A 19160-nucleotide genomic window follows, 5' to 3' on the forward strand; every position below is an offset into this window, starting at 1 on the left:
CAGTCGTGTCTGTATACTAATTAAGGTGTCATAACAGATGCGTTAAAATTTAAAAGTCATACCGTAGACAGTAGGAGTGCTTAGCACTTAATTACCTACCGAGGTAAGCAATAGATGCAGATAATAAAACTGTGTTTGTGTGCCCTCATGTCTACATGAGGGCACTTTTTATGCTTGAACGGTATAGGACAGCATAATAGGAGGTGTAAGGATGAGTGTATTAGAACAGAAGAAACAGGTTGTTTCAACGATTGCGACTAAGCTTCGTGATAGTAAAGCGACGGTTGTTGTTGATTACCGTGGTCTTAATGTTGCAGAAGTGACTGAGCTACGTAAACAACTGCGTGAAGCTGGAGTAGAATTTAAAGTATATAAGAATTCATTGGCTCGTCGTGCGACAGCTGAAGCTGGACTTACAGAGCTTGATGAGCAATTAGTTGGTCCGACTGCGATTGCTTTTAGTGAAGACGATGTTATTGCTCCGGCGAAAGTGTTAAACAACTTTGCTAAAGAACATGAAGCTTTAGAAATTAAAGCGGGTGTTCTTGAAGGTCAGGTTGTATCAGTAGCTGAAGTGAAGGCTCTTGCTGAACTTCCATCAAGAGAAGGCCTTCTTTCTATGCTTGCAAATGTACTACAAGCTCCAGTTCGCAGCTTCGCATTGGCTACAAAGGCCGTTGCCGAGCAAAAGGAAGAACAAGGCGCTTAATAGTGCGTAATGAAATGCGATTATTAATCGTATAGCTCGATTCGAAATAAAACCAATAAATAGGAGGATTTAAATCATGAGTAAAGAACAAATCATTGAAGCGATTAAAGAAATGTCAGTATTAGAACTTAACGACCTAGTTAAAGCAATTGAAGAAGAATTTGGTGTAACAGCAGCAGCTCCTGTAGCTGTAGCAGCAGCTGGCGGAGACGCTGGCGCAGCTGAGCAAACTGAGTTTGACGTTGTTCTTGAAGCAGCTGGTGGTTCTAAGATCAATGTTATCAAAGTTGTTCGTGAGCTTACTGGTCTTGGTCTTAAAGAAGCGAAGGCACTTGTTGATGGTGCTCCAGCTCCAATTAAAGAAGGCGTTGCGAAAGAAGAAGCGGAAGAAGCGAAAGCTAAGCTTGAAGAAGCTGGTGCTTCAGTAGAAGTTAAGTAAGTTTAATGCTGATATGAAAAAGACTCGCATTTGCGAGTCTTTTTCAATATAATCAGCTTCAATATTCAAGAAAGGGATGCTAAGACCAACAAACGTTTTTAGCTGAAATTCTGAGCAGTAGGGAAGAGGCTTTTGTCCCAGCACCTTTTCTAAAACGAAGGAGGATATGCGAACATTGTCAGAGCATTATTATAGTGAGAAGCCGACTGTCGATAGTGATGCGAAGGAATGGTCGGTCAATTTAAATGGTGAAAACTTTCTATTTGCGTCTGATCGAGGTGTCTTTTCGAAAGAAGGGATCGATTTTGGAAGTCGGTTATTAATTGAAACATTTGAGCTGCCGTCAGTTCCAGGTGGTATTGTTGATGTAGGTTGTGGGTATGGACCGATTGGAATTTCAGTTGCGTCCATGGACTCCTCAAGGGTGGTTCATATGGTTGATATGAATGAAAGAGCGCTTGCTCTAGCTAAGCATAATGCCAAACGCAATCAATGTGAAAATGTTGAGGTTTACAAAAGTGATTGTCTTGCGCAGGTTAAGGGCACTTTCGCTGCTATTGTGACAAACCCGCCGATACGCGCAGGGAAAAAGGTGGTTCATACCATTTTTGAACAGGCATCAACATCTCTTATCGAACAAGGTGAGTTATGGGTTGTTATTCAAAAAAAGCAAGGAGCTCCTTCTGCAATTGAACGTTTAAAACAATTATTTAATTCAGTGGAAGTTACCGTAAAGAAAAAAGGTTACTTTGTTTTATTAGCAAAAAAAGTTTGACCTGACTTGTCTTTTGTGATATTGTTATTTAATGCGTATAACTACCTATTTTTAGATCAAATCGTTCAAGAAAGTCAAGACTTTTTTGATGAATAGACTTGGATAAATGTGGTTATACTGGAGTAATCGTAGGGAAACGTACATAATCGTGTGTGCGCATTTTTGTGTGAATCTTAAAAATCATTCATTTCCCTTCATTATATTATGTAATTGAAGATGAAGAGATATGATTGTTTTTAGATACTATAACGCCAGATTTGAGGGGTGAATCAGTTGACAGGTCAACTAGTTCAGTATGGACGCCACCGCCAGCGAAGAAGTTATGCAAGAATTAATGAAGTGTTGGAGCTGCCGAATTTAATTGAGATTCAAACAGCATCCTATCAGTGGTTTCTTGATGAGGGATTAAGGGAAATGTTCCAAGATATTTCTCCTATTCAAGACTTCACAGGAAATTTAGTCCTAGAATTTATTGACTATAGTCTTGGAGAGCCGAAGTATCCAGTCGATGAATCAAAAGAACGTGATGTCACTTATGCAGCACCATTACGAGTGAAGGTTCGATTGATTAATAAGGAGACTGGAGAGGTCAAGGAACAGGAAGTCTTTATGGGAGATTTTCCATTAATGACTGAGACGGGTACGTTTGTTATAAATGGAGCAGAACGTGTCATTGTTTCACAGCTTGTTCGTTCGCCAAGTGTTTACTACAGTCAAAAAACGGACAAAAACGGTAAAAAAGGTTTTACGGCAACTGTTATTCCGAATCGTGGGGCATGGTTAGAGCTTGAAACAGATGCGAAAGATATCGTTTACGTTCGAATTGATCGTACGCGAAAGGTACCTGTTACAGTTCTATTGCGTGCGTTAGGTTTTGGATCTGATCAAGAGATCATTGATTTATTAGGGGAAGATGAGTATCTTCGTAATTCGTTGGAAAAGGATAATACAGACGGGACAGAAAAGGCACTTTTAGAAATTTATGAGCGCCTTCGTCCAGGTGAACCGCCAACTGTTGAGAATGCGAAGAGCTTACTTGATTCGCGTTTCTTTGACCCTAAAAGATATGATTTAGCTAATGTTGGTCGCTATAAAATCAACAAAAAGCTTCATATAAAGAACCGCTTATTTAACCAGCGCCTAGCAGAAACACTGATTGACCCTGAAACAGGTGAAGTGATTGCTGAAGAAGGCACGTTATTAGATCGACGTACGTTAGATCGCGTACTTCCTTATCTTGAAAATAACGTAGGCTTCCGTCGAGTTCGCGCTTCGGGTGGAGTTGTTGAGGATGCTGAGATTGATATTCAATCAATCTTAATTTATGCACCAGATGATCAAGATGGAGAGAATACCATTCGTGTTATTGGTAATGGATTAGTAGAGCGTGAAGTGAAGCATATTACACCTTCAGATATTATCGCTTCTATCAACTATTTCTTTAATTTATTACACAGTGTCGGTGATACAGATGACATTGATCATTTAGGAAACCGCAGGCTGCGTTCAGTTGGAGAGCTTTTACAAAACCAATTCCGTATTGGTTTATCACGTATGGAGCGTGTTGTTCGTGAAAGGATGTCCATTCAAGATCCTAACATGATCACACCACAAGCGCTTATTAATATTCGTCCGGTCATTGCTTCTATTAAGGAGTTCTTTGGTAGCTCACAGTTGTCTCAGTTTATGGATCAAACGAATCCATTGGCAGAGTTAACTCATAAGCGTCGTCTTTCAGCGCTAGGACCAGGTGGACTGACTCGTGAACGTGCTGGTTTTGAAGTGCGTGACGTTCACTACTCCCACTATGGCCGTATGTGTCCGATTGAAACGCCAGAGGGCCCTAATATTGGTCTTATTAACTCATTATCTTCTTACGCTAAGGTGAATGAGTTTGGGTTTATGGAAACTCCTTACCGTCGTGTAGACCCTGAGACGGGTAAAGTGACCGATCAGATCGACTACTTAACGGCTGATGAAGAAGATAACTACGTTGTTGCACAGGCAAACGCCATCTTAAAAGAAGATGGGTCATTTGTGAATGATAATATTATTGCTCGTTTCCGTGGTGAAAATACAGTTGTTCCGCGTGAACGTATTGATTATATGGATGTATCACCAAAACAAGTTGTTTCAGCGGCGACGTCATGTATACCGTTCTTAGAAAACGATGACTCTAACCGAGCATTAATGGGAGCGAACATGCAACGTCAAGCGGTACCGTTGCTCGTTCCTGAAGCGCCGTTTGTTGGAACTGGTATGGAACACGTTTCAGCGAAAGATTCCGGTGCAGCAATCGTTTCGAAGACGAAGGGTATTGTTGAGCGAGTGACAGCTAAGGAAATTTTGGTACGTCAATTAGAGGTTGTGGATGGTCAAGAAGTCAAAGGTGATTTAGACAAATATCGATTACAAAAATTTGTCCGTTCGAATCAAGGTACTAGTTACAATCAACGCCCGATTGTTGCGGAAGGTAATGTCGTTGAGAAGCGTGAAATCTTAGCTGACGGTCCTTCGATGGAGCAAGGTGAAATGGCACTAGGACGTAATGTACTAGTTGGATTTATGACTTGGGAAGGGTACAACTATGAGGATGCCATTATTCTGAGTGAGCGTCTTGTGAAAGATGACGTTTATACATCTGTCCACATTGAAGAATATGAGTCAGAAGCACGAGATACAAAATTAGGTCCTGAGGAAATCACTCGTGATATTCCGAATGTTGGTGAAGATGCGTTAAGAAATCTTGATGAGCGTGGAATTATTCGTGTCGGTGCTGAGGTGAAGGATGGAGACATTCTTGTCGGTAAAGTAACGCCAAAAGGTGTAACGGAATTGACAGCTGAAGAGCGCTTATTACATGCAATCTTCGGTGAAAAGGCGCGTGAAGTACGTGATACTTCGCTTCGAGCACCTCATGGTGGCGATGGAATTGTCCTCGATGTGAAAATATTTAATCGTGAAGATGGCGATGAATTACCTCCGGGTGTGAATCAGCTTGTACGTGTTTATATCGTACAGAAACGTAAGATTCATGAAGGGGACAAAATGGCTGGACGTCACGGTAACAAAGGGGTTATATCACGAATTCTTCCTGAAGAAGATATGCCTTATTTACCAGATGGAACACCGATTGACATCATGTTAAACCCATTAGGGGTACCATCACGTATGAATATTGGGCAAGTACTTGAGCTTCACTTAGGTATGGCTGCAAGGAAACTCGGTATTCATGTTGCTTCACCAGTATTTGATGGTGCGAGTGAGGATGATGTGTGGAATACGTTAGAAGAAGCGGGTCTTGCTCGTGACGGTAAAACGATCCTTTATGATGGACGTACTGGTGATCCGTTTGATAACCGAGTGTCTGTTGGTATTATGTATATGATTAAATTGGCACACATGGTTGATGATAAGTTGCATGCTCGTTCTACAGGACCGTACTCACTCGTTACACAGCAGCCACTAGGTGGTAAAGCACAGTTCGGTGGACAGCGTTTTGGTGAGATGGAGGTTTGGGCGTTAGAAGCATATGGCGCTGCATACACTCTCCAAGAAATCTTAACGGTGAAATCAGATGATGTTGTTGGACGTGTAAAAACGTATGAAGCGATAGTTAAAGGCGAAAATGTTCCTGAGCCAGGTGTACCAGAGTCATTTAAAGTATTAATTAAAGAGCTTCAATCGTTAGGTATGGATGTGAAAATGCTCTCGAGCAATGAAGAGGAAATTGAAATGAGAGAGCTTGATGATGAAGACGATCATGCAAGCGAGAAGCTTAACCTGAATTTTGAATCAAGTGAATCGAGCGTTTAATGGACATTTTGGGGGCTAGTTAGGTAACTAGTTCCCAGAACTGTCTCATTCTCATTATAGTTGAATGATTGGCAATTGAATTGATCCGGAAACCAAAAGGGAGGTTAGCCCCTTGATAGATGTAAACAACTTCGAATATATGAAAATTGGTCTTGCTTCACCAAAGAAGATTCGTTCTTGGTCAAGAGGAGAAGTTAAAAAGCCAGAAACCATTAACTACCGTACTTTAAAGCCAGAGAAAGACGGGCTTTTCTGTGAGCGTATTTTTGGTCCGACAAAAGATTGGGAATGCCACTGCGGAAAGTATAAGCGTGTACGCTACAAAGGTGTTGTCTGTGACCGCTGTGGTGTGGAAGTAACACGAGCAAAGGTTCGTCGTGAGCGTATGGGTCATATTGAACTAGCTGCACCTGTATCGCATATTTGGTATTTCAAAGGAATACCAAGTCGTATGGGGTTAGTATTAGATATGTCTCCTCGTTCTTTAGAAGAAGTCATTTATTTTGCTTCGTATGTTGTCACAGATCCAGGTGATACAGCTCTCGAGAAGAAGCAGCTGCTATCAGAAAAGGAATATCGCGCGTACCGTGATAAATATGGTCGTTCATTTCAAGCTCAAATGGGCGCGGAAGCGATTCGTAAGCTACTTGCGGATATCGATCTTGAAAAAGAAGTTTCGTTATTGAAAGAGGAGCTTGTCACAGCACAAGGCCAACGTCGTACACGAGCGATTAAACGCTTAGAAGTATTAGAAGCATTCCGTAATTCAGGAAACGAACCATCATGGATGATTCTTGATGTGTTACCTGTCATTCCACCAGAGTTACGACCAATGGTTCAATTAGACGGTGGTCGATTTGCTACATCTGATTTAAATGATTTGTATCGTCGTGTTATTAATCGAAATAATCGATTAAAGCGTCTATTGGATCTAGGAGCACCTAATATTATTGTTCAAAATGAAAAGCGAATGCTCCAAGAAGCAGTTGATGCGTTAATTGATAACGGTCGTCGTGGTCGTCCGGTTACTGGACCTGGGAATCGTCCGTTGAAGTCTCTTTCCCATATGTTGAAAGGGAAGCAAGGTCGTTTCCGTCAAAACTTATTAGGGAAACGCGTTGACTATTCAGGTCGTTCGGTAATCGTTGTAGGACCGAACTTAAAGATGTACCAATGTGGTCTACCGAAGGAAATGGCACTTGAGCTCTTTAAGCCGTTTGTTATGAAGGAATTAGTCAGCAAAGGTTTAGCTCATAACATTAAGAGTGCTAAACGTAAAGTGGAGCGCGTCCATCCAGAAGTTTGGGATGTGCTTGAAGAAGTCATTCGTGAACATCCGGTTCTTTTGAATCGTGCACCTACATTACACCGTCTTGGTATTCAAGCGTTTGAACCAACATTAGTAGAAGGGCGTGCAATTAGATTACACCCTCTAGTATGTACAGCGTATAACGCTGACTTTGACGGGGATCAGATGGCTGTGCACGTACCGTTATCAGCAGAAGCGCAAGCTGAAGCTCGTATTTTAATGTTGGCTGCTCAGAATATTTTGAATCCGAAAGATGGGAAGCCAGTTGTTACGCCGTCACAGGATATGGTTTTAGGGAACTACTATTTAACGATGGAGCGTAAAGATGCCATTGGTGAGGGGTCTGTCTTTAAGGATACGAATGAAGCGTTGATTGCTTATCAGAATGGCTTTGTACATTTACACAGTCGTGTTGCTATCCCTGTTCAATCACTAGGGAAAACGACATTTAGAGATGATCAATATGATAAGTTGCTCTTAACAACGGTTGGAAAGCTGATCTTTAATGAGATCTTACCTGATTCGTTCCCGTATGTGAATGAGTCAACGTTGATGAATTTAGAAGTAGCAATACCTGATAAATATATTGTACCAAGCTCGACAGATGTGAAAAAGCACTTTGCTGAAAATGAATTAGTTGAACCGTTTAAGAAAGGCTTCCTAGGTCTTGTTATTGCTGAAGTATTTAAGAAGTTTGCGATTGCTGAAACGTCTAAAATGCTTGATCGTATGAAGGAGCTTGGGTTTAAATATTCTACGCGCGCAGGTATTACAGTAGGTGTCGCTGATATTGTTGTATTAGCTGAGAAGAAAGAAATTTTAGCTGATGCTGAAAAGAAAGTTGATAAAGTACAAAAGCAATTCCGTCGTGGTTTAATTACCGAAGAGGAACGCTATGATCGTGTCATTTCAATCTGGAGTGAAGCGAAGGATATTATTCAAAGTAAGCTAATGGGCACGTTGGATCGTAGTAACCCAATCTTTATGATGAGTGATTCAGGTGCACGTGGTAATGCCTCAAACTTCACACAGCTTGCAGGTATGCGTGGATTAATGGCGAATCCATCTGGACGAATTATTGAATTACCGATTAAATCAAGCTTCCGTGAAGGTTTAACGGTATTGGAATACTTTATCTCTACACATGGGGCGCGTAAAGGTCTGGCAGATACTGCGCTTAAGACTGCCGATTCAGGTTACTTAACACGTCGACTCGTTGATGTTGCTCAAGATGTCATCGTTCGTTCTGATGACTGTGGTACAGATCGTGGCTTAGAAGTGAAAGCTATTAAAGAAGGTAATGAAGTCATCGAAGACTTATATGACCGTTTAGTTGGTCGGGTTGCCTTTAAGACGGTTAAGCACCCAGAAACAGGTGAAGTATTAGTATCAAGAAATGAACTTATTCATGAGGACATTGCGAAACAAATCATTGAAGCTGATGTAGAAGAAGTAACGATTCGCTCTGTGTTTACTTGTGATACACGTCACGGTGTTTGTAAGAAGTGTTATGGGCGTAACTTAGCGACCGGCAGTGATGTCGAAGTAGGTGAGGCAGTCGGAATTATCGCTGCTCAATCAATCGGGGAACCAGGTACACAGCTTACAATGCGTACATTCCATACTGGTGGGGTTGCAGGAGACGATATTACACAAGGTCTTCCTCGTATCCAAGAATTGTTTGAAGCGCGTAACCCTAAAGGGCAGGCGGTTATTACTGAAATCGATGGAGAAATTATTGACTTCAAAGAAGGCGATAAGCGCGAAGTCGTTATTAAGAGTGAAATGGAAACGAAGAATTATGCGATCCCGTACGGTTCTAGGTTGAAAGTTACAGTTGGTGACTTCGTTCAAGCGGGTGAGCCTATTACAGAAGGTTCAATTGATCCGAAAGAGCTTCTGAAAGTAAAAGGTATGAATGGCGTTCAAGAGTATCTCTTAAGAGAAGTGCAAAAGGTTTATCGAATGCAAGGGGTAGAAATTGGTGACAAGCACGTAGAAGTGATGGTTCGTCAAATGCTACGTAAAGTACGTGTCGTTGACGCAGGTGAAACGGCTGTCCTACCAGGTTCGTTAATTGAGATTCAGCAATTTAACGATGAAAACAAAAAAGTGCTCCTTGATCGTAAGCGCCCTGCTACTGGGAAGCCAGTCTTGCTTGGTATTACAAAAGCATCTCTTGAAACAGACTCATTCTTATCTGCTGCTTCCTTCCAAGAAACAACTCGTGTCTTAACCGATGCAGCGATTAAAGGCAAGCGTGATGAGTTGTTAGGTCTGAAGGAAAATGTTATTATCGGAAAGCTTGTCCCAGCTGGGACAGGAATGAATCGTTATCGCAATTTAGCGATTCGCTCTAAGTACGATGAAGAACAGCCAGAAGTGGCGGAGGAATCCGTGGCTGAAGAAGCTCTAACGCACGAATAAATGTTGTTAAAGACCTTGTTGTTTAAAAAGCACCAAAAATGATGGCGAGGGCTCCGTTCTTTACTCGTCTTGTGGTGAGAAAAGCACTCACCACAAGACTTTAAAAGATGTAGCGACTACATTCATTGCTTAGAGGTCATTCAAAAAGGGGAAAAACGCTCTTTTTGAACAACCTCTAAAAGAAACGTTGACACTTGATGCATCAAAGTGTTAATATATCAAAGTGTGCCTGATAAACCTGTTGCTTTGGAGGATCATTCATGTCTTATGAAAAAGTTTTACAGGCTAGTAACCTAATTATAGGGACAAAACAAACCCTTAAGGCGCTTGATGATGGAATTGTTTCTGAAGTATTAATAGCAAAAGATGCGGAGTACCGTGTGATCTATAAGGTTGAGGCATTAGCTAAGGAGAAGCAGGTTCCATTAGTATATGTCGACTCGATGAAGCGACTTGGAAAGGCTGCTGACATCGAAGTCGGTGCAGCCACAGTAGCTCTAAGGAAATAAATATGTTTTTGCCAGACGGGGCCATCCGGATGGCAAAAACTTTCCTTTTGTCTAAAGATGATCCACCAGGATCAGTGGTCTTAATTCAGTATGAGAGAGGAGGAAAAAAGATGCCTACAATTAATCAGTTAATTCGTAAAGGTCGTGTAGCAAAGTCTAAGAAGTCTGACTCGCCAGCACTTAACAAAGGTTATAATAGTTTCAAAAAGTCTCAAACAAACCTTTCATCACCACAAAAGCGTGGGGTGTGTACGCGTGTTGGTACAATGACACCGAAGAAGCCAAACTCAGCTCTTCGTAAATATGCTCGTGTACGTTTAACGAACCAAATCGAAGTAACAGCATATATCCCAGGTATTGGTCACAACCTTCAAGAGCACAGCGTTGTTCTTATCCGTGGAGGACGTGTAAAAGACTTACCAGGGGTTCGTTACCATATTGTCCGTGGTGCGTTAGATACTGCTGGTGTTCAAGATCGTATGCAAGGTCGCTCTAAGTATGGTACGAAGCGTCCTAAGAAATAATAAATAAGAATGGAAAGGAGGGGGAATTATGCCTCGTAAAGGACCAGTCGCTCGTCGTGATGTATTACCTGATCCGATTTACAAATCTAAGCTTGTTACACGTCTTATTAACCGTATTATGGAAGATGGTAAGCGTGGTAAAGCACAAACGATTCTTTACAATGCATTTGAACTTGTGAAGGAACGTAGTGGTAATGATCCAATGGAAGTATTTGATCAAGCACTTAAAAACATTATGCCAGTTCTTGAAGTTAAGGCTCGTCGTGTTGGTGGTGCAAACTATCAAGTACCAATTGAGGTTAAGCCTGAACGTCGTACAACATTAGGTCTTCGTTGGTTAGTCAATTATTCACGTTTACGTGGAGAAAAGACGATGGAAGAACGTCTTGCTAATGAAATCCTTGATGCTGCGAACAACACAGGTGCTTCTGTTAAGAAGCGTGAAGATACTCATAAGATGGCAGAAGCGAACAAAGCATTCGCTCACTATCGTTGGTAAGATCAAACTATTAATAAACTTTGAATTAGGAAGGAGAAAGACATTATGGCAAGAGAGTTCTCCTTGAAAGATACGCGAAATATCGGGATCATGGCTCATATTGATGCTGGTAAAACAACAACTACAGAGCGTATTCTTTTCTATACTGGACGTATCCACAAAATTGGTGAAACTCACGAAGGTGCTTCTCAAATGGACTGGATGGCACAGGAGCAAGAGCGTGGTATCACGATCACTTCTGCTGCGACAACAGCACAATGGAAAGACCATCGTATTAATATCATTGATACTCCAGGGCACGTCGATTTTACAGTTGAAGTAGAACGTTCATTACGTGTATTAGATGGTGCTGTAGCGGTACTTGATGCTCAATCGGGTGTTGAGCCACAAACAGAAACGGTATGGCGTCAAGCGACAACATACGGAGTACCACGTGTCGTGTTCATTAACAAAATGGACAAAACAGGTGCTGATTTCCTTTATTCAGTAGGGACGCTTCGTGACCGACTTCAAGCAAATGCTCACCCAATCCAATTACCAATTGGAGCTGAAGATGAGTTTAATGGTATTATCGATTTAATTGATATGGTTGCGTACTTCTATGAAGATGACCTAGGTACTCGCACGGAAGCGAAAGAAATTCCTGATGAGTATAAGGACAAAGCGCAAGAATTACATGAGCAACTAGTCGAAGCAGTAGCTGAACTAGATGAAGAGCTCATGATGAAGTATTTAGAAGGTGAAGAACTAACAAAAGATGAATTAAAAGCAGCGATTCGTAAGGGTACGTGTAATGTAGAATTTTACCCAGTACTTTGTGGATCTGCATTTAAGAACAAAGGTGTTCAGTTAATGTTAGATGCTGTTCTTGATTATCTTCCATCACCTCTAGATGTACCAGCAATTAATGGTACAGTACCTGAAACAGAAGAAGAAGTAACTCGCGAACCTGGTGATGACCAACCTTTCTCTGCTTTAGCATTTAAGGTTATGACAGATCCATACGTTGGTAAGTTAACATTCTTCCGAGTATATTCAGGAACATTAGATTCAGGTTCATATGTAAAGAACTCTACTAAGGATAAGCGTGAACGTGTAGGTCGTATCCTACAAATGCATGCGAACTCTCGTGAAGAGATCTCTACTGTGTACTCTGGTGATATTGCAGCAGCAGTAGGTTTGAAAGACACATCTACTGGGGATACTCTATGTGATGAGAAGAATCTTGTTATTCTTGAATCTATGGAATTCCCTGAGCCTGTTATCTCACTATCTGTTGAGCCGAAATCAAAGGCTGACCAAGATAAGATGGGTATTGCATTAGCTAAGCTTGCTGAAGAGGATCCGACGTTCCATACTGAAACGAACGAAGAAACAGGTCAAACGATTATCTCTGGTATGGGTGAGCTTCACCTTGACATTATCGTTGACCGTATGAAGCGTGAGTTTAAAGTAGAAGCTAACGTTGGTGCTCCACAAGTATCGTATCGTGAGACAATTAGACAATCTGCTCAAGTAGAAGGAAAGTTCGTCCGTCAATCTGGTGGTCGTGGACAATTCGGTCACGTTTGGGTAGAGTTTTCTCCAAATGAAGAGGGAGCAGGCTTCGAATTCGAAAATGCGGTTGTCGGTGGATCGGTTCCTCGTGAATACATCAGTTCTGTTGAAGCGGGTATTAAAGAGTCTTTGCAAAATGGTATGATCGCTGGGTATCCAGTTATTGACCTCAAAGCGAAACTTTATGATGGTTCATATCATGATGTTGACTCAAGTGAGATGGCATTTAAGATTGCCGCTTCAATGGCACTTAAGAATGCTAAATCAAAATGTAGTCCTGTACTACTAGAGCCACTTATGAAAGTAGAAGTTGTTATTCCAGAAGAGTACATGGGTGATGTAATGGGTGACGTTACAGCACGTCGTGGACGCGTTGAAGGAATGGAAGCACGCGGAAACGCACAAATCGTTAAGGCGTTTGTTCCTTTAGCAGAAATGTTTGGTTATGCAACTTCACTTCGTTCACGTACTCAAGGTCGCGGAACGTACTCAATGTTCTTTGATCATTATGAAGAAGTACCTAAGAGTGTCGCTGAAGAAATTATTAAGAAGCAAACTGGCGAATAATTTTTCGTTTAGGAATTGTTTCGACATTATGTTTGTTGTAAGCTAAGAAAGGTGATATTCTACAATGGGTACGCACCTTTCTTACCCATAAAATACTTATACTTTTCTTAATTAAGGGAGGAAATGAATCATGGCTAAAGAAAAATTCGACCGTTCCAAAACACATGCCAACATTGGTACAATTGGACACGTTGACCACGGTAAAACAACTTTAACTGCTGCAATTACAACAGTATTAGCTAAGCAATCTGGTAAAGGTACTGCAATGGCGTATGACGCAATTGACGGTGCACCGGAAGAGCGTGAGCGTGGAATCACAATCTCAACGGCTCACGTTGAGTACGAAACTGAAACTCGTCACTATGCACACGTTGACTGCCCAGGACACGCAGACTACGTTAAGAACATGATCACTGGTGCTGCACAAATGGATGGAGGTATCTTAGTAGTATCTGCTGCTGACGGTCCAATGCCTCAAACTCGTGAGCACATCCTATTATCTCGTCAAGTAGGTGTTCCATACCTTGTTGTATTCTTAAACAAGTGTGACATGGTTGATGACGAAGAATTACTTGAGTTAGTAGAAATGGAAGTACGTGACCTTCTTTCTGAGTACGATTTCCCTGGTGATGATGTTCCTGTTATCCAAGGTTCTGCTCTTAAAGCACTAGAAGGAGATGCTGCATGGGAAGCGAAAATCATCGAGCTTATGGAAGCTGTTGATAGCTACATCCCAACTCCAGAGCGTGACAACGAGAAACCATTCATGATGCCAGTTGAGGATGTATTCTCAATCACTGGTCGTGGTACAGTTGCTACTGGTCGTGTTGAGCGTGGACAATTAAATGTTGGTGATGAAATTGAAATCATCGGTATCACTGAAGATGCTCAAAAGACAACTTGTACTGGAGTAGAAATGTTCCGTAAGCTTCTTGACTATGCAGAAGCTGGTGATAACATTGGTGCGCTACTTCGTGGTGTAAGCCGTGAAGAAGTACAACGTGGTCAAGTACTTGCAAAGCCAGGTTCTATTACACCACATACAAACTTCAAAGCTGAAGTTTATGTTCTTTCAAAAGAAGAGGGTGGACGTCATACTCCATTCTTTTCAAACTACCGTCCTCAGTTCTACTTCCGTACAACTGACGTAACTGGAATTGTTCAACTTCCAGAAGGCGTTGAGATGGTAATGCCTGGTGACAACATCGAAATGACGGTTGAGCTTATCGCTCCAATCGCAATTGAAGAAGGTACTAAGTTCTCTATCCGTGAGGGTGGACGTACAGTTGGTGCCGGCGTTGTTGCTTCAATTCAAAAGTAATTAATTTCTATTTAAAGAAGACTCCTGTCATGTGACAGGAGTCTTTTCTATTCTTTTGAAAGCAATCATGCAGATAGGTGCGATCAAGGTAAGAAGTCCAATAGTCGTGAAGGCAGCTCCCCATGAATAATAGTCTAGGATGAATCCAAACAATAATGGAGCAAATATAGTAGTCGAAAACCCAACAATTGATTGAATCCCAAGAGCTAGCCCTGTTAATTCTGGATCAGTGACTTCACTAATCGCAGTGCTGTAAATGGGTGAGTCTGCTATAATACTGAAGCCATATACGATTAAAAGAATAACCATGAATGCAATCGGTAAAGATGTTAGCCAACCGATGACGACCGAACAACTAATGCTTGTCATAAGAAACCAAGTTGATGTGGTCCCTCTTCCAAATCGATCAGAAGCCTTTCCTCCTAGATAAGAGGCGATTCCACCTAGCATGATGATGAAGGATGCTAACATATTTCCGGCGGTAATCGCATTTGTTGCATGAACACCATGAACGGTAAAATAATAGACTAGAAATGGACCTATCCATGACCACATCGCATATAGCTCCCAACAATGAGCAGCATACCCTCCGTTAATGAGAACATTCCTTTTTCGGAAACGTCCTGTAGTAATTGTTTAGAAATGACTAAAGGTTTAGAAGGAAGCTGTGGTATCTTTGTCATGAAAACAACGAAGCCTGCAATTAAACTAAACACAGAGGTTAACAGTATGACACCTTTCCAGCCAATAGAAGAAATAAGAAATCCTGAAATGAATAATGAAAATCCTGAGCCGATGACAAGTGACCCAACATAGATCCCCATTGCCTTCCCACGAGTCGAGGGTGGGAATAATTGAGATACTAGCTTCATTCCGGGAACGTAAATACCTGCAACGCCAACCCCTGTTACTGTTCGTAAAATGACAGCTGTCCAAAAACCGTTAGCTAGAAGAGGGAACCATACCCCGGATAGACCCGCAATAAGAGCGCCAATTATGATGATGTACTTTGGGTTATAGGCTGATAGAAAGAAACTGTAACTAATAATAGCTAGAACATATCCGATATGAAAGAAAGCAATAATGATGCCAGACTGAGTTGCTGTTAGCATCCATTCGCTTTCTAAGACAGGTATAATAGAAGAAAAATTAAACCATACTTGCATAATAAGAAATTGCGCAATAGACAAAGTCCACAAAAGTCTCGTTGATTGCTGCATTACTTACTGCCTCCGCTGACGTACATTATTTGTGATACGATAATGTATTGTAACATGAAACATATGGAAACGAAGAAAATTGAGATTTCTTGAATAAAACATTGCTTTTTGCATGTTAGACTATTATAATAGATAAGGTGTGATCAGCGTAGGTTCTTCACTTGCACTGGTTATTATTTTTGTGTATAATGTTGAACGTTGGTCACTGACAGCGATGAAGCGAAAGGTTGCTGACACACCCGGCTCCTTTGCCATGGCAGGGTGTAGGAAATTTTCGCAGAGTATGTCTGTTTATAAAATGGACGATAAAGGAGGGGCTATTATGGCAAAACAAAAGATTCGCATTCGTTTGAAAGCATATGATCACAGAGTCCTTGATCAATCAGCAGTGAAGATTGTAGAAACAGCAAAACGTTCTGGTGCTAGTGTATCGGGTCCGATCCCACTACCAACTGAGAAATCTGTTTACACGGTTTTACGTGCTGTACACAAGTATAAAGATTCTCGTGAGCAATTTGAAATGCGCACACATAAGCGTTTGATTGACATTGTGAATCCTACACCGCAAACGGTAGATGCGCTAATGCGTCTGGATTTACCATCTGGTGTGGACATTGAAATTAAGCTATAAACATTTTGATGAGAAGGTCGTTTCTCATTTAATGATATGAAAATGGCAAAATAAACTGAACAATAATAGGAGGTGTAACGGATGTCCAAAGGAATCTTAGGTAGAAAAATTGGTATGACACAAGTATTTGCTGAAAATGGTGAAGTAATCCCGGTTACAGTTATTGAAGCAGAGCCAAACGTTGTTCTTCAAAAGAAGACAGTTGACTCTGATGGATATGAAGCTATTCAAGTCGGTTTTGCTGATCAAAAGAAAGCAAATGTCAACAAGCCAGCTGAAGGCCATGCTGCTAAAGCAAACACGGCTCCTAAGCGCTTCATCAAGGAAATCCGTAACGTTAATCTTGACGATTATGAAGTTGGTCAAGAAGTTAAGGTAGATACATTTGCAGAAGGTGACACAGTTGATGTGACAGGCACTTCTAAAGGTAAAGGATTCCAAGGTGCGATTAAGCGTCACAATCAATCTCGTGGACCGATGTCCCATGGTTCTCGTTATCATCGTCGTCCTGGTTCAATGGGTCCAGTTGATCCGAACCGTGTATTTAAAGGGAAGCTTCTTCCTGGACGTATGGGTGGAGAGCAAATTACAGTACAAAATCTAGAAATCGTAAAAGTGGACACAGAGCGCAACTTGCTACTAGTTAAAGGGAATGTTCCTGGAGCTAAGAAAAGTTACGTAGAAGTTCAAAGTGCGATTAAAGCAAAATAAGATTGACAGAAAGGAGGACACATCATGCCAAAAGTAGCTTTATTTAATCAAAGTGGATCTCAAGTTGGAGATGTTGAATTAAATGATTCGGTATTTGGTATTGAACCAAATAACAGTGTACTTCATGACGCAGTAGTAATGCAGCAAGCATCTCTACGTCAAGGTACACACAAAACAAAAGGACGTTCTGAAGTACGTGGTGGTGGTCGTAAGCCATGGCGTCAAAAGGGAACTGGACGCGCTCGTCAAGGGTCAATCCGTTCTCCACAATGGGTTGGTGGTGGAGTTGTATTTGGGCCGACTCCTCGTAGCTACAGCTACAACCTTCCAAAGAAAGTTCGTCGCTTAGCGATTAAATCTGCTCTTTCTAGTAAGGTGAAAGCAGAAGAGATTATTGTTCTTGAAGAGCTTGCGTTTGATGCTCCGAAGACAAAGGAAATGAAGTCAGTGCTTGCTAACATTTCAGCTGATCGTAAAGTGTTAGTCGTAACAGCTGACTACAATGATCAAGTTGCACTATCTGCTCGTAATATCCCAGGTGTTACGTTTGTTTCAGCAGACGGAATTAACGTTCTTGATCTATTAAAGCATGATAAGCTTGTCATAACGAAAGGTGCCGTTGAAAAGGTAGAGGAGGTGCTTGCGTAATGTCAAATGCTCGTGATATCATTAAGCGCCCTGTAATTACAGAACGTTCAACAGATTTAATGAGTGATAAGAAATACACGTTTGAAGTGGACGTTCGAGCAAACAAAACTCAAATTAAAGATGCAATCGAAGAGATCTTTGATGTGAAGGTTGATAATGTAAATACGCAAAATTACAAAGGTAAATCTAAACGTTTTGGTCGTTATACAGGTTTTACTGCTCGTCGTAAAAAAGCGATTGTTACATTGTCAGCAGATAGCAAAGAATTAGAATTCTTTGAAGGTGTTTAAGAACTACTAGTGAAGGAGGGAATTAAAGATGGCGGTAAAGAAGTATAAACCAACCAGTGCCGGTCGTCGTGGTATGTCTGTATTAGATTATGCAGAAATCACTACAGACAAACCAGAAAAGTCATTGTTAGCCCCTTTACACAAAAAAGGCGGACGCAATAACCAAGGTAAATTAACTGTACGTCATCAAGGTGGCGGACATAAGCGCCAATACCGTGTGATTGACTTTAAGCGTAATAAAGATGGAATTCCAGGGCGCGTTGCTACAATCGAGTATGATCCGAACCGTTCAGCGAATATCGCACTTATTCATTATGTTGATGGTGAAAAGCGTTATATTTTAGCTCCGAAAGGTCTTAAGGTTGGAGTAACAATTGAATCTGGTCCGGAAGCTGATATCAAAGTTGGGAATGCATTACCACTTAAGAACATCCCTGTTGGTACAGTTATTCATAATATCGAATTGAAGCCAGGTAAAGGCGGTCAATTAGTACGTTCAGCCGGTGCAGAAGCACAGCTTTTAGGTAAAGAAGGCGATTATGTACTTGTTCGTTTGAAGTCTGGTGAAACTCGTTATATTCTAGCAACTTGCCGTGCGACAATCGGTCAAGTAGGAAATCTTGAGCACGAACTTGTTAACATCGGTAAAGCAGGTCGTTCGCGTTGGTTAGGCAAGCGCCCAACTGTTCGTGGATCTGTTATGAACCCTAACGATCACCCACATGGTGGTGGTGAAGGTCGTGCGCCGATCGGTCGTAAGTCTCCTATGTCTCCATGGGGTAAGCCGACTCTTGGCTACAAGACTCGTAAGAAGAACAAAGATACTGATAAGTATATTGTACGTCGTCGTAAAAAATAACGGGATTGGGCTACGGTTCTTAATAAGAACCGTGGGACGGTCACGAAGGGAGGAATTCTCATGGGTCGCAGTTTGAAAAAGGGACCTTTTGTCGATGATCATTTAATGAAGAAAGTTGAAGGATTAAATGAAGCAAATGACAAGAAGGTTGTTAAGACATGGTCTCGTCGTTCAACTATTTTCCCTGAATTTATCGGTCATACAATCGCAGTATATGATGGCCGTAAGCATGTACCTGTTTACATTTCTGAAGACATGGTAGGACACAAGCTTGGTGAGTTTGCACCTACTCGTACGTATAAAGGTCATGCAGCAGATGATAAGAAAACAAGACGTTAAATGTAAGAGG

General features: G+C 41.4%; 18 protein-coding genes and 1 other annotated feature. Of the genes, 16 read left to right on the forward strand and 2 right to left on the reverse strand.

Going from position 1 to position 19160, the window contains the following annotated elements; genetic code table 11:
• Positions 1 to 43 precede the first annotated feature (43 nt).
• Positions 44 to 178, forward strand: a sequence feature (ribosomal protein L10 leader region).
• A 33-nt stretch (positions 179 to 211) separates the two neighbouring features.
• The 10 genes from rplJ to tuf all read left to right on the forward strand — a co-directional run bounded on the left by rplJ (position 212) and on the right by tuf (position 14452).
• Positions 212 to 709: a 50S ribosomal protein L10 gene (gene rplJ / locus MW695_RS18365; protein WP_247106948.1), complete on the forward strand. Its 498-nt coding sequence runs from the start codon at positions 212 to 214 to the stop codon at positions 707 to 709.
• A gap of 76 nt (positions 710 to 785) precedes the next feature.
• Positions 786 to 1148: a 50S ribosomal protein L7/L12 gene (gene rplL, locus MW695_RS18370; protein WP_247106949.1), complete on the forward strand. Its 363-nt coding sequence runs from the start codon at positions 786 to 788 to the stop codon at positions 1146 to 1148.
• Positions 1149 to 1323: 175 nt separating this feature from the next.
• A complete protein-coding gene (locus MW695_RS18375) occupies positions 1324 to 1923 on the forward strand; it encodes a class I SAM-dependent methyltransferase (protein WP_247107048.1) in 600 nt (199 codons plus the stop codon).
• Positions 1924 to 2196: 273 nt separating this feature from the next.
• Positions 2197 to 5739 carry a DNA-directed RNA polymerase subunit beta gene (gene rpoB / locus MW695_RS18380; protein WP_247106950.1) on the forward strand — a complete coding sequence of 1181 codons (3543 nt, stop codon included), beginning with the start codon at positions 2197 to 2199 and terminating at the stop codon, positions 5737 to 5739.
• 112 nt (positions 5740 to 5851) lie between these two features.
• Positions 5852 to 9475: a DNA-directed RNA polymerase subunit beta' gene (gene rpoC / locus MW695_RS18385; protein WP_247106952.1), complete on the forward strand. Its 3624-nt coding sequence runs from the start codon at positions 5852 to 5854 to the stop codon at positions 9473 to 9475.
• Positions 9476 to 9735: 260 nt separating this feature from the next.
• On the forward strand, positions 9736 to 9984 hold the full coding sequence (locus MW695_RS18390) for a 50S ribosomal protein L7ae-like protein (RefSeq protein WP_247106953.1): 249 nt from the start codon (positions 9736 to 9738) through the stop codon (positions 9982 to 9984).
• 110 nt (positions 9985 to 10094) lie between these two features.
• The gene (gene rpsL / locus MW695_RS18395; protein WP_035345197.1) at positions 10095 to 10508 is read left to right on the forward strand and encodes a 30S ribosomal protein S12; all 414 of its coding nucleotides are present in this window, start codon (positions 10095 to 10097) and stop codon (positions 10506 to 10508) included.
• A 28-nt stretch (positions 10509 to 10536) separates the two neighbouring features.
• A complete protein-coding gene (rpsG, locus tag MW695_RS18400; protein ID WP_035345200.1) occupies positions 10537 to 11007 on the forward strand; it encodes a 30S ribosomal protein S7 in 471 nt (156 codons plus the stop codon).
• 45 nt (positions 11008 to 11052) lie between these two features.
• Positions 11053 to 13131, forward strand: a complete 2079-nt coding sequence (gene fusA, locus MW695_RS18405) for an elongation factor G (RefSeq protein ID WP_247106954.1) — start codon at positions 11053 to 11055, stop codon at positions 13129 to 13131.
• Positions 13132 to 13261: 130 nt separating this feature from the next.
• On the forward strand, positions 13262 to 14452 hold the full coding sequence (tuf, locus tag MW695_RS18410) for an elongation factor Tu (protein ID WP_247106955.1): 1191 nt from the start codon (positions 13262 to 13264) through the stop codon (positions 14450 to 14452).
• A gap of 27 nt (positions 14453 to 14479) precedes the next feature.
• Here the strand turns inward: tuf and MW695_RS18415 are convergent, their stop codons facing one another.
• Together MW695_RS18415 and MW695_RS18420 are read right to left on the reverse strand one after the other, a co-directional pair.
• Positions 14480 to 15007, reverse strand: a complete 528-nt coding sequence (locus MW695_RS18415; protein ID WP_247106956.1) for an MFS transporter — start codon at positions 15005 to 15007, stop codon at positions 14480 to 14482.
• The gene (locus tag MW695_RS18420; protein ID WP_247106957.1) at positions 14992 to 15672 is read right to left on the reverse strand and encodes an MFS transporter; all 681 of its coding nucleotides are present in this window, start codon (positions 15670 to 15672) and stop codon (positions 14992 to 14994) included. The genes MW695_RS18415 and MW695_RS18420 overlap by 16 nt, the downstream gene beginning before the upstream one ends.
• Positions 15673 to 15994: 322 nt before the next feature.
• Here MW695_RS18420 and rpsJ point away from each other — a divergent pair, with 322 nt between their 5' ends.
• From rpsJ to rpsS, 6 genes are all read left to right on the forward strand, one after another.
• A complete protein-coding gene (gene rpsJ, locus MW695_RS18425; RefSeq protein ID WP_099305467.1) occupies positions 15995 to 16303 on the forward strand; it encodes a 30S ribosomal protein S10 in 309 nt (102 codons plus the stop codon).
• A gap of 81 nt (positions 16304 to 16384) precedes the next feature.
• Positions 16385 to 17014, forward strand: a complete 630-nt coding sequence (rplC, locus tag MW695_RS18430; RefSeq protein WP_247106958.1) for a 50S ribosomal protein L3 — start codon at positions 16385 to 16387, stop codon at positions 17012 to 17014.
• A 24-nt stretch (positions 17015 to 17038) separates the two neighbouring features.
• A complete protein-coding gene (gene rplD, locus MW695_RS18435) occupies positions 17039 to 17662 on the forward strand; it encodes a 50S ribosomal protein L4 (RefSeq protein ID WP_247106960.1) in 624 nt (207 codons plus the stop codon).
• Positions 17662 to 17952 carry a 50S ribosomal protein L23 gene (gene rplW / locus MW695_RS18440; protein WP_247106962.1) on the forward strand — a complete coding sequence of 97 codons (291 nt, stop codon included), beginning with the start codon at positions 17662 to 17664 and terminating at the stop codon, positions 17950 to 17952. Before rplD ends, rplW begins: the two co-directional genes overlap by 1 nt.
• A gap of 28 nt (positions 17953 to 17980) precedes the next feature.
• The gene (gene rplB / locus MW695_RS18445) at positions 17981 to 18811 is read left to right on the forward strand and encodes a 50S ribosomal protein L2 (RefSeq protein WP_247106964.1); all 831 of its coding nucleotides are present in this window, start codon (positions 17981 to 17983) and stop codon (positions 18809 to 18811) included.
• 60 nt (positions 18812 to 18871) lie between these two features.
• Positions 18872 to 19150 (forward strand): 30S ribosomal protein S19, encoded by a 279-nt coding sequence (gene rpsS, locus MW695_RS18450; RefSeq protein ID WP_035345220.1) that lies wholly within the window; start codon positions 18872 to 18874, stop codon positions 19148 to 19150.
• Positions 19151 to 19160: the final 10 nt, after the last annotated feature.

Source organism: Halalkalibacter sp. APA_J-10(15) (assembly GCF_023017105.1).
Lineage (GTDB): Bacteria > Bacillota > Bacilli > Bacillales > Bacillaceae_D > Halalkalibacter.